Consider the following 15,011-nt stretch of genomic DNA (forward strand, 5'->3'; position numbering starts at 1 on the left):
TCAATCACGGTCAAGGCGAGTCACCCCAGCCACGGTCTTCTGACCGACCTCGACCGCGACCTCCACACCCTTGGGCAGATAGAGGTCGACACGCGAGCCGAAGCGGATCAGACCGATGCGGTCGCCCTGCTCGACCTTCGTGCCCTGCGGGATGTAGGGGACGATGCGACGGGCCACCGCGCCGGCGATCTGGATCATCTCGATGTCGCCGAGTTCGGTGTCGAAATGCCAGACTACCCTCTCGTTGTTCTCGCTCTCCTTGTTGAAAGCGGGAACAAAGCCGCCCGGGATGTGCTCGACCGAGGTCACCGTGCCCGACAGCGGCGCGCGGTTCACATGGACGTTCAGCGGGCTCATGAAGATCGCGACGCGGGTGCGGCCGTCCTTCCACGGCATGATGCTCTGCACCACACCGTCGGCGGGCGAGATGACCCGGCCCTGGGCGATCTCACGCTCGGGGTCGCGGAAGAACCACAGCATGCCCGCCGCGAGTGCGGTGGCGGGCACGGCCACGGCCTTGGCGGCGCCGGAACGGCGTGCCCGGGCCAGGCTGAGGGCTGCGGTGGCAAGGGTCGGGAGAAGCCACGGCGATGCTCCGCGCGCGAGGCGTACGCTGACAAGGCTGTCGCGTGGTGCAGAGGTTTGGCTGTGGGGCATGGATGACCTTCGTAGCGGTGATGCCGCGCTTCGACGGGGGACGGCGGCTTTCCGGCGATCGTACCGGGCGCGGGCCGCAACTCGGCAAGCCAGGAAGCCGAGTCGACGGCCGAAGAGCGTTGACGGGGTGTGATCTTCTTCGCGAAGAAAACACCCCGAAAACGGACAACTAGCCCTGGAGTCGATACTCTTCGAGCAGTCGGCGACCGATGATCATTTTCTGGATTTCGGCGGTACCCTCACCGATCAGCAGCATCGGGGCCTCGCGGTAAAGGCGCTCGATCTCGTACTCCTTGGAGAAGCCGTAGCCGCCGTGGATCCGGAAGGCGTCCTCCACGACCTCCTTGCAGTACTCGGAGGCGAGGTACTTCGCCATGCCCGCCTCGAGGTCGTTTCGCTGGCCAGAGTCCTTTTTGCGGGCGGCGTTCACCATCATCGCATGGGCCGCCTCCACCTTCGTGGCCATCTCCGCCAGCTTGAACTGGATGGCCTGGTGCTGGGCGATCGGCTTGCCGAAGGTGTGCCGCTGCTGCGCGTACGCGACGCCCAGCTCGAAGGCGCGCTGCGCGACTCCGCAGCCACGTGCCGCGACGTTCACCCGGCCGACCTCGACTCCGTCCATCATTTGGTAAAACCCTCGGCCTGTGACCCCGCCGAGCACCTGATGGGCCGGAATGCGCAGCCCGTCCATGATGAGCTCGGTGGTGTCGACACCCTTGTAGCCCATCTTGTCGATCTTCCCGGGGATGGTCAGGCCCGGGCGGACCTCGCCGAAGCCGGGCTCCTTCTCGACCAGGAACGTCGTCATCGACTTGTGCGGCGCTGTGCCCTCGGGGTGTCCTTCGTCACTCCGGACGAGCACGGCGACGAGCGAGGACGTGCCGCCGTTCGTCAGCCACATCTTCTGGCCGGTCAGGACGTACTCGTCGCCCTCCTTGACCGCCTTGGACGTGATCGCCGACACATCCGAGCCGAGCGCGGGCTCGGACATCGAGAAGGCGCCGCGGATCTCGCCGAGGGCCATCTTCGGCAGGAAGTAGTCCTTCTGCTCCTGCGTGCCGTGCTGCTTGAGCATGTACGCCACGATGAAGTGGGTGTTGATGATGCCGGAGACCGACATCCAGCCGCGGGCGATCTCCTCCACGCACAGCGCGTAGGTGAGGAGCGACTCGCCCAGGCCCCCGTACTCCTCGGGGATCATCAGACCGAACAGGCCCAGCTCCTTCAGGCCGTCGACGATCTGCTGCGGGTACTCGTCGCGGTGCTCCAGCTCGGTCGCGACCGGGATGATCTCCTTGTCCACGAAGTCCCGGACCGTGGAGAGGATCTCCTGCTGGATGTCCGTGAGACCGTGGGTCTGGGCGAGACGGCTCATCTCTACTTCTCCTGCGCCTTCAGCTCCGGGCGGCCCGGCTGCTCGCCGCCGCGCTCCTTGATGTACGTCTCGGTGGGGACCATCACCTTGCGGCGGAACACGCACACCAGCGTGCCGTCCTGCTTGTAGCCCTTGGTCTCGACGTGGACGATGCCGCGGTCGTTCTTCGACTTCGACGGCCACTTGTCGAGCACGGTCGTCTCGCCGTAGATCGTGTCGCCGTGGAAGGTCGGCGCCACGTGCTTGAGCGACTCGATCTCCAGGTTGGCGATCGCCTTGCCGGAGACGTCCGGGACGGACATGCCGAGCAGCAGCGAGTAGACGTAGTTCCCGACGACGACGTTCTTGCCGAAGTCCGTCGTCTTCTCCGCATAGTTCGTGTCCATGTGGAGCGGGTGGTGGTTCATCGTCAGGAGACAGAACAGGTGGTCGTCGTACTCCGTGACCGTCTTTCCCGGCCAGTGCTTGTACGTCGCCCCGACCTCGAACTCCTCGTAGGTCCGTCCGAACTGCATGGCCCTCACGCCTCCGGGGTCTCGAACGTGCTGGTGCGCCGCATGCCGGCGGCGCGGCCCTTGCCCGCGATGACCAGCGCCATCTTGCGGCTCGCCTCGTCGATCATCTCGTCGCCCAGCATCGCCGAGCCCTTCTTGCCGCCCGCCTCGGACGTGTAGTACTCGTAGGCGTCCAGGATCAGCTCGGCGTGGTCGTAGTCCTCCTGGGAGGGCGAGAACACCTCGTTGGCGGCGTCCACCTGACCCGGGTGGAGCACCCACTTGCCGTCGAAGCCGAGGGCCGCGGCGCGGCCGGCGACCTCGCGGAAGCCGTCCACGTTACGGATCTGCAGGTAGGGGCCGTCGATCGCCTGAAGGTCGTTGGCCCGGGCGGCCATCAGGATCTTCATCAGGATGTAGTGGTAGGCGTCCGCCGGGTAGCCGGGCGGCTGCTCGCCCACGACCAGCGACTTCATGTTGATCGACGCCATGAAGTCGGCCGGGCCGAAGATGATCGTCTCGATGCGCTGGGAGGCCTGCGCGATCTCGTTGACGTTGTTGAGGCCCTGCGCGTTCTCGATCTGCGCCTCGATGCCGATACGGCCGACCTCGAAGCCCATCGTCTTCTCGATCTGGGTCAGCAGAAGGTCGAGCGCGACGACCTGCTGGGCGTTCTGCACCTTCGGCAGCATGATGCAGTCGAGGTTCGGACCCGCGCCCTCGACCACCGTCACGACGTCGCGGTACGTCCACTCGGTCGTCCAGTCGTTCACCCGCACGACCCTCGTCTTGCCCGTCCAGTCGCCCTCGTTGAGGAACTTGACGATGGTGTGCCGCGCCTCGGGCTTGGCCAGCGGCGCGCACGCGTCCTCCAGGTCCAGGAAGACCTGGTCGGCGGGGAGCCCCTGCGCCTTCTCCAGGAAGCGGGGGTTGCTCCCGGGCACGGCGAGGCAGGAACGCCGCGGACGGAGACGGTTGAAGCGCTGCGCGGCGGAGCCGCCCGCCGGAAGGGTGGCGGCGGACGGCGGATGGGCGGTCATGCGGGGACCTCCAGGGGGTCGAGCTTGTTCGCTTTGCGGATCTCGTCGACGATACGGCCGATGATCCCGGTGATGTCGAAGTCCTTCGGGGTGAAGACCGCGGCCACTCCGGCGGCCCTGAGCTGTTCGGCGTCGCCGTTCGGGATGATCCCGCCGGCGATCACCGGGATGTCGGCCGCACCGGCGTTCCTAAGCCGCTCCAGCACGTCCGGCACCAGCTGCGCGTGGGAACCGGAGAGGATGGACAGGCCGACCGCGTGCACGTCCTCCGCGAGGGCGGCGTCCACGATCTGTTCGGGCGTCAGCCGGATGCCCTGGTAGACCACCTCGAACCCGGCGTCGCGGGCCCGCACGGCGATCTGCTCGGCGCCGTTGGAGTGCCCGTCCAGGCCCGGCTTGCCCACCAGGAAGCGGAGCTTGCCGACACCGAGGTCCCGGGCCGTCAGGTCCACCTTGTGGCGCACCTGGGCAAGCGCCGTGCCCTCCTCGGCGGTCACCGCGACCGGAGCGGACGACACGCCGGTCGGCGCGCGGAACTCTCCGAACACCTCACGCAGGGCCCCGGCCCACTCGCCGGTCGTGACGCCGGCGCGGGCGCACTCCAGGGTGGCCTCCATGAGGTTGTCGGTGCCCTTGGCCGCCTCCTTCAGCCGCTCCAGCGCCTTGCAGGGGCGCGGGTGGTTGAACGGCGGCTGGTAGCGGGTGTCGCGCCACTGCTGAAGCGAGGCGATGACACGGGCCTCGACCGCCGGGTCGACCGTCTGGATCGCGGTGTCCAGATCGGCCGTGAGCGGGTTCGGCTCGGTCGTCTCGAAGAGGTTGACGCCGATGATCTTCTCCTCGCCGGACTCGATACGGGCCCGGCGCTCCGCGTGCGAGGCCACGAGCTGTGACTTGAGGTAGCCCGACTCGACGGCGGCCATCGCGCCGCCCATCTCCTGGATCCGCTCGATCTCCGCGAGCGACTCCTCGACCAGCTCGCTCACCTTGGCCTCGACCACCTTCGAACCCTCGAAGATGTCGTCGTACTCCAGCAGATCGCTCTCGTGTGCCAGCACCTGCTGGATGCGCAGCGACCACTGCTGGTCCCAGGGCCGGGGCAGGCCCAGCGCCTCGTTCCAGGCGGGCAGCTGCACGGCACGCGCGCGTGCGTCCTTGGAGAGCGTCACGGCCAGCATCTCCAGCACGATGCGCTGGACGTTGTTCTCCGGCTGCGCCTCGGTCAGACCCAGGGAGTTGACCTGGACGCCGTAGCGGAAGCGGCGGTGTTTGGGGTCCTGGATGCCGTACCGCTCGCGTGTGATCTTGTCCCAGATGCGACCGAATGCCCGCATCTTGCACATCTCCTCGATGAAGCGGACGCCCGCGTTCACGAAGAAGGAGATCCGGCCGACGACATCGCCCATGCGCTCCTGCGGCACCTGGCCGCTGTCGCGTACGGCGTCGAGGACGGCGATCGCGGTGGACATCGCGTACGCGATCTCCTGCACCGGCGTGGCGCCCGCCTCCTGCAGGTGGTAGCTGCAGATGTTGATGGGGTTCCACTTCGGGATGTGGGAGACCGTGTACGCGATCATGTCCGTCGTCAGCCGGAGCGAGGGCACCGGCGGGAAGACATGGGTGCCCCGCGACAGGTACTCCTTGACGATGTCGTTCTGGGTCGTGCCCTGGAGCTTGGTGATGTCCGCACCCTGCTCCTCCGCGACGACCTGATAGAGCGCCAGCAGCCACATGGCCGTGGCGTTGATGGTCATCGAGGTGTTCATCTGCTCCAGGGGTATGTCCTGGAACAGCCGGCGCATGTCACCGAGGTGCGCGATCGGCACGCCGACCCGGCCGACCTCGCCGCGGGCGAGGATGTGGTCGGAGTCGTAGCCGGTCTGCGTCGGCAGGTCGAACGCGACCGAGAGGCCGGTCTGACCCTTGGCAAGGTTGCGCCGGTACAGCTCGTTGGACGCCTCGGCCGTGGAGTGACCGGCATATGTGCGCATGAGCCACGGCCGGTCCCTTTCTTTTCGCTGACGCTCACTCATGTACGCCTCTCAGATGTTCCGGAAGCGGTTGATGGCGTCGATGTGCTTGGCGCGCATCTCCTCGTCGCGCACGCCCAGGCCCTCCTCGGGGGCCAGGCACAGCACCCCGACCTTGCCCTGGTGGAGGTTGCGGTGCACGTCGTACGCGGCCTGGCCGGTGTCGTCCAGCGAGTACACCTTCGACAGCGTCGGGTGGATCTTGCCCTTCGCGATGAGCCGGTTGGCCTCCCAGGCCTCGCGGTAGTTGGCGAAGTGCGAGCCGATGATCCGCTTCAGCGACATCCACAGGTAGCGGTTGTCGTACTCGTGCTGGTAGCCCGAGGTGGAGGCGCAGGTGACGATCGTGCCGCCCTTGCGGGTGACATACACGGAGGCGCCGAAGGTCTCGCGGCCCGGGTGCTCGAAGACGATGTCGACGTCCTCGCCCCCGGTCAGTTCACGGATGCGCTTGCCGAAGCGCTTCCACTCCTTCGGGTCCTGGGTGTGCTCGTCCTTCCAGAACTTGTAGTCCTCGGCGGTGCGGTCGATGATCGCCTCGGCGCCCATCGAGCGGCAGATCTCCGCCTTGGCCGGCGAGGAGACGACACAGATGGGGTTGGCGCCGCCCGCGAGCGCGAACTGCGTCGCGTACGAGCCGAGGCCGCCGCTCGCGCCCCAGATCAGCACGTTGTCGCCCTGCTTCATCTGGGCGCCGTTGCGGGAGACCAACTGCCGGTAGGCGGTGGAGTTGACCAGGCCCGGTGCGGCGGCCTCCTCCCAGCTGAGGTGGCCGGGCTTGGGCATGAGCTGGTTCGACTTCACCAGCGCGATCTCCGCGAGGCCGCCGAAGTTGGTCTCGAAGCCCCAGATCCGCTGCTCGGGGTCGAGCATCGTGTCGTTGTGCCCGTCGGAGGACTCCAGTTCGACCGAGAGGCAGTGTGCGACGACCTCGTCGCCCGGCTTCCAGGCGTTGACGCCGGGGCCGGTGCGCAGGACCACGCCGGCGAGGTCGGAGCCGATGATGTGGTAGGGCAGGTCGTGGCGCTTGGTGAGCTCGGAGAGCCTGCCGTAGCGCTCCAGGAAGCCGAAGGTCGACAGCGGCTCGAAGATCGAGGTCCACACCGAGTTGTAGTTGACCGAGGAGGCCATGACGGCCACCAGGGCCTCGCCCGGGCCGAGCTCGGGCAGCGGGACGTCGTCGACGTGTATGGACTTGCGGGGGTCCTTGTCGCGGGTGGTGAGCCCGGCGAACATCTCCGTCTCGTCCTTGTGCACGGTGACCGCGCGGTACGACTCGGGGAGCGGCATAGCGGCGAAATCGGCGGACGTGGCGGTCCCCGACTGAATCGCGTCCAGGATGTCCTTCACAGTATTGCCTCCGGCGAATGGCGTCTTGAGGGGAGACGCTGAGGGTTACGTCGGTGTGCTGCTGGTGTTAGGGGTGTGCCGTCGGTTCGGCTCGGTGGTGCTGTGGCAGCGCTTTGTGGCGCGGGAGGTTGCCTGTGACGCAGGCGTCCGGGCGCGCTCGCCGAAGGGCTTGCGGGGACAGCCGGCGTACGAAGGGTCTCTGCACGCCGGCCGCCCGGACAACACCAACGTATGGCACGGCGTGTCACCCCGCAAGGCACTGGGTGCCAGAAAGTCCTCTCAGATGAAATCTTTACGTAACAAATGAGCGATGATCGATCAGAGCTACTGTCGAGTAGCGGCCCGGAAGTCGAACGGCGGCACAACGGGAAGGGGCGGGCAGGGCACTCAGTGCCGCCGCCCGCCCCTTCCCGACCGCGGTGTGGCTAGGAACGCTCCTTGAGCGCCTGCTCGATGGTGCGCATGACCTCGTCGAGGGGTGCGTCGGTCCTGGCTACGGTCACCAGGACCTCGCCCTGGGAGGTCAGGGAGGCCGGAGCCGTGCGGGGCGCGGCGCCACGCCCGGCGCCGATGCCCGTTCCGAACGTCCTGCGCACGATCGCGAAGGCGTGGTCCAGCTGGGCCTCGACATCACCCTGACCGCCGGCCCGCAGCCAGCGCCGCAGGACGTGGTTGTGCGCGGTGACGACCGCCGACGCGGCGACCTCCGCGAGCAGCGGATCGTCGTTCGCGTCGTCGTCGTGCGCGTGCTCGTCGAAGTGGCCCAGCAGATAGCGGGTGAACAGCCGCTCGTAGCGGGCCACCGAGGCGATCTCCGCCTCCCGCAGCGTCGGTACCTCACGCGTCAGCTTGTAGCGCTGCACGGAGATCTCCGGCCGGGCCGCGTACATCTTCATGACTTCCTTGATTCCCCGGCACACGGTGTCCAGCGGATGCTCGTGCGCGGGCGCGGCGTTGAGCACCGCCTCGGCCCGGACCAGAGTGTCGTCGTGGTCGGGGAAGATCGCCTCTTCCTTGGAGCGGAAGTGGCGGAAGAAGGTGCGCCGGGCGACCCCGGCGGCCGCCGCGATCTCGTCGACGGTGGTCGCTTCGTACCCTTTGGTGGCGAACAGCTCCATCGCCGCGGCCGCCAGTTCTCGGCGCATCTTGAGCCGCTGGGCGGCGGCGCGGCTGCCTGCGGCACTCTCCGGCGCGTCGGCCGTAGCTGGTGTACGTGAGGACTTGGCGGGCTGGGACATGACCCGAACGTACTGCATGTGCGCAGGGTGGCGCGCATGTCCCCGGTCCCCCCCGCCCCGCGCGGGCGGGGGGTCACCCTGGGGATCGAGCAGTCCGCCCCAGTCGGCGCCGCCTTCGAACCAGTCGCCGGGACGGTCAGCGCTTGGCATATTCGCGGAAGCCGCGGCCGGTCTTGCGGCCGAGGCAGCCCGCGGCCACCAGGTGCTCCAGGAGCGGCGCGGGCGCGAGGCCCGGGTCACGGAACTCGCGGTGCAGGACCTTCTCGATGGCGAGCGAGACATCCAGGCCGACCACGTCGAGCAGCTCGAACGGGCCCATCGGGTAGCCGCCGCCCAGTCTCATCGCGGCGTCGATGTCGTCGAGGGACGCATAGTGCTCCTGCACCATCTTGACCGCGTTGTTGAGGTACGGGAACAGCAGCGCGTTCACGATGAATCCGGCGCGGTCACCGCAGTCCACCGGGTGCTTCCTGATCGCCGCGCACAGCTCGCGGACCGTCGCGTGCACCTCGTCCGCGGTCAGCACGGTGCGGACCACCTCGACCAGCTTCATGGCCGGCGCCGGGTTGAAGAAGTGCATGCCGATCACGTCCTGCGGGCGCGAGGTGGCGCGGGCGCAGGCGACCACGGGCAGCGAGGATGTGGTGGTCGCGAGGATCGCCCCGGGCTTGCAGACCTTGTCGAACGTGGCGAACAGCTGCTGCTTGACCTCCAGGTCCTCGGCGACCGCCTCCAGCGCCAGGTCGACGTCGGCGAAGTCGTCGTAGGAGCCCGTCGGCCGGATCCGGTCGAGCGTCTGCGCGGCCGCCTCGGCCGTCATCCGGCCCTTGTCGACCGAGCGTGCCAGCGACTTGCCGATCCGGGCCTTCGCGGACTGCGCCTTCTCCTCGGTGCGGGCCGCGAGGACCACCTCGTACCCGGCCTTGGCGAAGACCTCGGCGATGCCGGACGCCATGGTGCCGGAGCCGGCGACACCGACCGAGCGGACGCTACGGCCCGGGGCCGGGGCGGCGTCCTCCAGGGGCGTCAGCGCGTCCCGCACGACGGTCGGGCTGCCGGGGGCCTCGTAGGTGTAGAAGCCCCGCCCCGACTTGCGGCCGGTCAGGCCCGCCTCGCTGAGCTGCTTCAGGATCGGCGCGGGTGCGTGCAGCCGGTCGTGGGAGGCCGCGTACATGGCCTCCAGCACGGTGCGTGCGGTGTCGACGCCGATCAGGTCCAGCAGGGCGAGCGGGCCCATGGGCAGGCCGCAGCCGAGCCGCATCGCGGCGTCGATGTCCTCGCGGGAGGCGTACCTGGCCTCGTACATCGCGGCGGCCTGGTTGAGGTAGCCGAACAGCAGTCCGTCGGCGACGAATCCGGGCCGGTCGCCGACCGCGACGGGTTCCTTGCCCAGGTCGAGGGCGAGGTTGGTGACGGCGGTGACGGCGGCGGGCGCGGTCAGCACGGAGGAGACGACCTCCACCAGCTTCATGGCCGGCGCCGGATTGAAGAAGTGCAGTCCGAGGACCCGCTCCGGGTGGGCCGAGTCGGCGGCGAGCCGGGTGACGGAGAGGGCGTTGGTGCCGGTGGCGACGATGGTGTCCGGGCGCACGATCTCGTCGAGGGCGCGGAAGACCTGCTGCTTGATCTCGTACGACTCCGGGACCACCTCGATGACCAGGTCGGCGTCGGCCGCCGCGCGCAGGTCGGTGAAGGTGCGGAAGCGGGCCAGGGCGTCCTCGCGCTCCTGCTCGCTCAGGCGGCCGCGGCTCACGGCGCGGGCGGTGGCGGCGTCCAGGGCGGAGACGGCCTTCGTGGCCGCGGCCTCGCTGATGTCGATGCCGACGACCTCGCGGCCGGCCCGGGTCAGCACCTCGGCGATGCCGGTGCCCATGGTGCCGAGGCCGATCACGGCAATGGTCTTGAGCGGGGACAGAGGGGTGTCGGACAGGGGAGTGGCCATCGCGGGACTCCAGGAATGAGGGTGACGACTGAGAGGGGCAGGCCTGGATACGCCGAGGGGCGCACACAGTGCGAAGAACGCGGGTGTTGGCCGGGCTGACGAGCGCACACGCCCGGTGCGTCCACGGACGTGCACACGTCCGGGAGCGGTGATCCGACCGGCCCTGTCCCGGAGCCGGGTCGTACTGAGGTACGCGATGTACCGAACCGACAGGCGCCTCCCCAGACCTGACGGCGGGGGAGTGCCCCTTGCGGTGGCTGCGTCACCAAACCACCACAAGCCGCGAGTGGGTGACTCGCTCGAATGAGCTTAACCGGTGGGTAACGAGCGCGCCACCCCTCGAGTTTGTGATGTACGTCCCCAGGCCCCGTCGACGCCCCTAGTCTCGGCACCATGGACGAAGCGTTGCGATCGCTCACGGAGCGTTTACGGGGCGAGGCCGGGCCCTCGCCCGAATACGGCCGGCTCGTCGCCACGGACGGCCTCGACGAGCTGGCAGCCGCGCTGACCGAGCCCGGCCGGCCGCTGTGGGCCCGGGAGCTGGCCGCCTTCCGGCTGGGTGTGGCGGGGGACCGGAGGGCGTTCGAAACGCTCGTCCTGCTGCTCAATCACCGTGATCCCCAGCGGTGTGCGTCGGCCGCCCACGCACTGGCCCGGCTCGGCGATCCCCGCACCGCTCGCGCCGCGGCCGCTCTCGCCACCAACGAACTCCGCGTCGCCTACGCCCTCCACCCCGTACGCCTGCTCGTCGAACTGCGCGCCCCCGAGTCCGTGCCCGCGCTGATCACCACGCTGCGGCGCAGACTGCGGCCGCACGATCCGTATCGGAAGGTGGCGCTCGCATGTGTGCAGGGGCTCGGCGAGTTGGGCGACGCCCGGGCCGGATCCGTGCTGAACGAGGCGCTCGCCCATCCGGCGCTCGCCCAGGCCGCGGTGCACGCGCTCGCGCGCATCTCCCCGCGGCGCTGAGCGTCAGCGCCGGCCGGGGAGCGGCAGCGCGGCCGCGTACCGCACTTCGGGCACGGCCACACCGTGCGCCTCGAACGCCTCCTCGGTCCCGTCGGCGTGGAACCCTGCCCGCTCGTAGAAGCGACGCGCGTGGGCGTTGTCCCTGAGCGCCCCCGACGGGCCGGGCGGGCCGCTCAGCCGTGGAAGCCGAGCAGCCCGTGCAGCGTCGAACCGCGTTCGGCCGTGGAGGCCGCCTTGGCGCTCTTCGGCTCCGGATCGGGCAGCTTGGCGCACACCGCGTCGATCCCGTTGGTGCCGTGCGGCACCGTGCCGTCGGTGAGATACGCCCCGAGGTGCTTGTCGAGGCAGGGGTTCCCGCTCAGCGCGATGCCGTGGTTGCCGCCGCCCTGCTCCACCACCAGGCGGGATCCGCGCAACAAATGATGGACCGTCACCCCGCCCTGGTACGGCGTGGCGGCGTCGTCGGTCGCCTGGAACAGCAGCGCCGGCGGCAGCGCGTCGTTGGCCACGTTCACCGGCCGTAGCCCGGTCGTCGGCCAGAAGGCGCACGGTGCGTTGTACCAGGTGTTGTTCCAGGCCATGAACGGCGCCTTGTCGTACACGGCCCAGGTGTCCTTGCGCCACTGCGCCCAGCCGCGCGGCCAGGAGACGTCACGGCACTGCACCGCGGCGTAGATGCTGTAGCCGTTGTCGCCCGGCGAGGCGACCGCTCCCAGGGACCGGTACGCCTGGACCAGCGGGCCCGAGTTCCCGTCGTTGACGTAGGCCGCGAACGCGGCGGCCAGGCGCGGCCAGTAGCCGTTGTAGTAGCCGCCCGGCATGAAGGTGTCCTCCAGTTCGGAGGCACCCACCTTCTTCTGGGCGGGGTTCTTGGCCAGGGCCGCCCGCATCGCGTACCACTTGGCCCCGACCCCGGCCGGGTCGCTGCCGAGCCGGTACGTCCTGTCGTGCCGGGCGACCCACGCCAGGAACGCCAGATGGCGGTCGTTGAACGCGTAGTCCTGCTGGATGTTGTCGTCGTACCAGACGCCGGTGGGGTCCACGATGGAGTCGAGCACCAGACGGTGGACCCGCTGCGGGAAGAGCTTCGCGTACACGGCGCCCAGGTAGGTGCCGTAGGAGTAGCCGAAGTAGCTCACCTTCTCCGCGCCGAGCGCCTCCCGGACGGCGTCCAGGTCCCGCGCGGCGTTGACCGTGTTGATGTACGGCAGCACGCTCGCGTACTTGGTGGCGCAGGCCACGGCGAAGGACCTGGCGCGTTCGAGGTTGGCCTGCTCCAGCGCGAATGTGCTGGGCACCGAGTCCGGGCGCACCGGGTCGAAGTGGCCGGGACGGCAGTCCAGGGCGGGCTCGCTCTTGCCCACGCCCCGTGGGTCGAAGCCGATGACGTCGTACTGCGCCGCCACCGCCTTGGGCAGCGCGGACGCGACGAATCCGGCGAGCTTCAGCCCGCTGCCGCCGGGTCCACCCGGGTTGACCAGCAGCGGCCCCTGAGAGGTCTTCGCGGTGTGCGGGACGCGCGACAGCGCCACCGTGATCTGCCGTCCGCGCGGGTTGGCGTAGTTGAGCGGCACGCTCACGGATGTGCACTGGAGCGTCGGGTAGGCGGTGGTGGCGCACTTCTGCCAGGTGAGTCCGGCCGCTTGCGCGGTGTCCGCGCCGTGTGGGGCGCTCGCGTCGGCCGGCACTGCGGTGAGCAATCCGGCCACCATGACGGCGGCACCGCACAGAGCGGCTGCGCCTTTTCTCATGTCAGTCCTCCCAGGACGGAGGGGGCGGACCACGGCTGTCAGGTCCTCGCCGCATCGTCCCGGAAAGGGCCGCCCGGAAGGGCGTGTTCTGGCGGCACTTGACCCGATTGGGTAGCCGGAAGCGCTCGGATGCCCTGCGGACGCCGTTCAGAGCAGAGAGAGCTGGGTCGGCCCGGTCACCCCGGCGTCGGGCACCGTGGGGGCGGACGTCAGTGGCTCGGACGGCCGGATCCGGCGCCGCGTCCCCGCGTGTGTGGGCCCGATGCCGTACTCACGTGCCAGATCGTGCACCTGACGGGTGATCCGGCGCTGGTACCACTTCGGGGCGTACGCCCCCTCGGCGTACAACCGCTCGTAGCGGCGTACGAGATAGGGGTGCCGGCGCTCCAGCCAGGCCATGAACCACTCGCGGGCCCCCGGGCGCAGATGCAGCACCAGCGGCGTCACCGAGGTGGCCCCGGCGGCGGCGATCGCCCGCACGGTGGCGCGCAGTTGGGCCGGGTGGTCGCCGAGGAACGGGATCACCGGGGCCATCAGGACACCGCAGCCGATACCGTGCTCGCTCAGGGTGCGTACGACGTCCAGACGGCGCTCCGGGGCCGGGGTGCCCGGTTCGACGGTGTGCCACAGCTCCTGGTCGACGAAGCCGACGGAGACGGAGATGCCGACGTCGGTGACCTCCGACGCCTGTTTGAGCAGCTCGAGATCGCGCAGGATCAGCGTGCCCTTGGTGAGGATGGAGAACGGGTTGGCGTGGTCGCGCAGGGCCGTGATGATGCCCGGCATCAGCCGGTAGCGGCCCTCGGCCCGCTGGTAGCAGTCGACGTTGGTGCCCATCGCGATGTGCTCGCCGTGCCAGCGGCGCGAGCCGAGGTGTGCGCGCAGCAGCTCAGGGGCGTTGACCTTCACCACGATCTGGGTGTCGAAGCCGAGGCCCGTGTCCAGGTCCAGGTAGCTGTGCGTCTTGCGGGCGAAGCAGTAGACGCACGCGTGCGTGCAGCCCCGGTAGGGGTTGACGGTCCACTCGAACGGCATCCGGGAGGCGCCCGGCACCCGGTTCACGATGGAGCGGGCCCGGACCTCGTGGAAGGTGATGCCGCGGAATTCTGGGGTGTCGAAGGTGCGGGTGGTCACCGCGTCCGCGTCGAACAGCGCGGCGGCACGGGCGGTGGCGGGGTTCTCGGCCAGATGGTCCCAGCGCATGGGCACCTCCTCGGTAGCACTGGGCACAGAATAGAACACACGTTCCCATGATCGCGAGGCAGATTCGATTAAGGGTTCGATTTTCTGGTGCGCCGCTCTGACCTGCGGTTTTTTCTTCGGGTGTGACTGAGCGCGGCCAGCGCCCGCGGCCACTCTGGCGCTCCGGGAACATTGGGCACCCACCGCCTATTCGAGCCTTGCCAGCCGACGTCAGAGTCCGAACGCGGTGGTCACCTGCTCAACGAGATCGTCTTCCGTCATCGTGGTATCGACGTGGATGGTGTGCAGTCGGAGACGCTCGGTCTCCTCCCCGAGGCGTCTTGTGAACATGCAGTCACGTTCGGCGATGTTGCGGCCGGCCTTCGCGGGATCGCTGGTCTTCCATACGAACCCTTCCCCTGGTGCAGACCGGCTCTGGATGGCGGCCTGGCGGAAATCAGGCGTGGGGAGAAGCCAGACGGCGCGTTCAGGAACGGCAAGTAGAGGTTTCACGAGGTGCGGCAGCAGCCGAAATCCCTCGACGATGACGCATGGCTCCTGCGGCAGGCGAAGGAGATCTTCAACGATCAGGCCGAAGCCCTCGCCTTGAAACCAGTGGAACGTCTCAAGCATGACCTCCGGAGTCCGGCTCACCCATCGCTCGTCCATGTCCATGGCGATGAACTTGTGCAGGTAAGGGGCCCCTTCAGGGGTGGTCCGCCCGGCATGATCGTGCATCACGTCGTCGGTCGCGTAGAGACGCCAACCGTGGCGATCGGCGAGTCGGCGGGCGATGGTCGACTTGCCTGCGCCACTCCCGCCACCAATCCAGAAAACGTTCCGCAGCCGCGCCGGAAGCTCTGCGGCGTCGGCCACCTCTTCATACCGTCCGGGCTGCATCCTTCTCCGATCCAGTGGGACGACCAAGGCGAGCCTCGTCGCGGTCGTCGTTGTTGGCGGCTTAGGTTCACGGTGGTCGGCTG

The 15,011-nt window shown here is 68.9% G+C and carries 12 protein-coding genes and 1 pseudogene; 1 reads left to right on the top strand and 12 read right to left on the bottom strand.

The window, feature by feature from the left end; translation table 11 throughout:
• From ABZ823_RS16185 to ABZ823_RS16220, 8 genes are all read right to left on the bottom strand, one after another.
• The gene (locus ABZ823_RS16185) at positions 1–657 is read right to left on the bottom strand and encodes a phosphatidylserine decarboxylase (protein ID WP_361659652.1); all 657 of its coding nucleotides are present in this window, start codon (positions 655–657) and stop codon (positions 1–3) included.
• 169 nt (positions 658–826) lie between these two features.
• On the bottom strand, positions 827–2,032 hold the full coding sequence (locus ABZ823_RS16190) for an acyl-CoA dehydrogenase family protein (protein WP_361659655.1): 1,206 nt from the start codon (positions 2,030–2,032) through the stop codon (positions 827–829).
• A gap of 2 nt (positions 2,033–2,034) precedes the next feature.
• A complete protein-coding gene (locus ABZ823_RS16195; protein ID WP_361659657.1) occupies positions 2,035–2,547 on the bottom strand; it encodes a MaoC family dehydratase in 513 nt (170 codons plus the stop codon).
• 5 nt (positions 2,548–2,552) lie between these two features.
• Positions 2,553–3,566, bottom strand: coding sequence for a CoA ester lyase (locus ABZ823_RS16200; RefSeq protein WP_361659660.1), 1,014 nt, complete (start codon positions 3,564–3,566; stop codon positions 2,553–2,555).
• The gene (locus ABZ823_RS16205) at positions 3,563–5,599 is read right to left on the bottom strand and encodes a protein meaA (RefSeq protein ID WP_361659663.1); all 2,037 of its coding nucleotides are present in this window, start codon (positions 5,597–5,599) and stop codon (positions 3,563–3,565) included. The genes ABZ823_RS16200 and ABZ823_RS16205 overlap by 4 nt, the downstream gene beginning before the upstream one ends.
• 9 nt (positions 5,600–5,608) lie before the next feature.
• Complete coding sequence (gene ccrA, locus ABZ823_RS16210; RefSeq protein ID WP_361659666.1) at positions 5,609–6,946, bottom strand: crotonyl-CoA carboxylase/reductase; 1,338 nt, start codon at positions 6,944–6,946, stop codon at positions 5,609–5,611.
• A 425-nt stretch (positions 6,947–7,371) separates the two neighbouring features.
• Positions 7,372–8,184, bottom strand: a complete 813-nt coding sequence (locus ABZ823_RS16215) for a TetR family transcriptional regulator (protein WP_361659668.1) — start codon at positions 8,182–8,184, stop codon at positions 7,372–7,374.
• Positions 8,185–8,320: 136 nt separating this feature from the next.
• Positions 8,321–10,126, bottom strand: a complete 1,806-nt coding sequence (locus tag ABZ823_RS16220) for a 3-hydroxyacyl-CoA dehydrogenase family protein (RefSeq protein WP_361659671.1) — start codon at positions 10,124–10,126, stop codon at positions 8,321–8,323.
• Positions 10,127–10,519: 393 nt separating this feature from the next.
• Here ABZ823_RS16220 and ABZ823_RS16225 point away from each other — a divergent pair, with 393 nt between their 5' ends.
• Positions 10,520–11,095 carry an adenylosuccinate lyase gene (locus tag ABZ823_RS16225; protein ID WP_361659673.1) on the top strand — a complete coding sequence of 192 codons (576 nt, stop codon included), beginning with the start codon at positions 10,520–10,522 and terminating at the stop codon, positions 11,093–11,095.
• A gap of 3 nt (positions 11,096–11,098) precedes the next feature.
• Here ABZ823_RS16225 and ABZ823_RS16230 read toward each other — a convergent pair.
• The 4 genes and pseudogenes from ABZ823_RS16230 to ABZ823_RS16245 all read right to left on the bottom strand — a co-directional run.
• A pseudogene (locus tag ABZ823_RS16230) lies at positions 11,099–11,242 on the bottom strand (GNAT family N-acetyltransferase); the annotation flags it as partial.
• Between the two features lie 26 nt (positions 11,243–11,268).
• Positions 11,269–12,846, bottom strand: a complete 1,578-nt coding sequence (locus tag ABZ823_RS16235) for an alpha/beta hydrolase (protein WP_361659675.1) — start codon at positions 12,844–12,846, stop codon at positions 11,269–11,271.
• A gap of 147 nt (positions 12,847–12,993) precedes the next feature.
• Positions 12,994–14,049 carry an Rv2578c family radical SAM protein gene (locus tag ABZ823_RS16240; RefSeq protein WP_361659677.1) on the bottom strand — a complete coding sequence of 352 codons (1,056 nt, stop codon included), beginning with the start codon at positions 14,047–14,049 and terminating at the stop codon, positions 12,994–12,996.
• Positions 14,050–14,259: 210 nt separating this feature from the next.
• The gene (locus ABZ823_RS16245; protein WP_361659680.1) at positions 14,260–14,904 is read right to left on the bottom strand and encodes a hypothetical protein; all 645 of its coding nucleotides are present in this window, start codon (positions 14,902–14,904) and stop codon (positions 14,260–14,262) included.
• Between the last annotated feature and the right edge of the window lie 107 nt (positions 14,905–15,011).

This window comes from Streptomyces sp. NPDC047079, assembly GCF_040643755.1.
Classification (GTDB): Bacteria; Actinomycetota; Actinomycetes; order Streptomycetales; family Streptomycetaceae; genus Streptomyces.

What these genes read in the sequence shown, in the direction of transcription:
- ABZ823_RS16185 (WP_361659652.1), bottom strand. Translation starts at nt 657, where the DNA reads ATGCCCCACAGCCAAACCTCTGCACCACGCGACAGCCTTGTCAGCGTA.
- ABZ823_RS16190 (WP_361659655.1), bottom strand. Translation starts at nt 2,032, where the DNA reads ATGAGCCGTCTCGCCCAGACCCACGGTCTCACGGACATCCAGCAGGAG.
- ABZ823_RS16195 (WP_361659657.1), bottom strand. Translation starts at nt 2,547, where the DNA reads ATGCAGTTCGGACGGACCTACGAGGAGTTCGAGGTCGGGGCGACGTAC.
- ABZ823_RS16200 (WP_361659660.1), bottom strand. Translation starts at nt 3,566, where the DNA reads ATGACCGCCCATCCGCCGTCCGCCGCCACCCTTCCGGCGGGCGGCTCC.
- ABZ823_RS16205 (WP_361659663.1), bottom strand. Translation starts at nt 5,599, where the DNA reads ATGAGTGAGCGTCAGCGAAAAGAAAGGGACCGGCCGTGGCTCATGCGC.
- ABZ823_RS16215 (WP_361659668.1), bottom strand. Translation starts at nt 8,184, where the DNA reads ATGTCCCAGCCCGCCAAGTCCTCACGTACACCAGCTACGGCCGACGCG.
- ABZ823_RS16220 (WP_361659671.1), bottom strand. Translation starts at nt 10,126, where the DNA reads ATGGCCACTCCCCTGTCCGACACCCCTCTGTCCCCGCTCAAGACCATT.
- ABZ823_RS16225 (WP_361659673.1), top strand. Translation starts at nt 10,520, where the DNA reads ATGGACGAAGCGTTGCGATCGCTCACGGAGCGTTTACGGGGCGAGGCC.
- ABZ823_RS16235 (WP_361659675.1), bottom strand. Translation starts at nt 12,846, where the DNA reads ATGAGAAAAGGCGCAGCCGCTCTGTGCGGTGCCGCCGTCATGGTGGCC.
- ABZ823_RS16240 (WP_361659677.1), bottom strand. Translation starts at nt 14,049, where the DNA reads ATGCGCTGGGACCATCTGGCCGAGAACCCCGCCACCGCCCGTGCCGCC.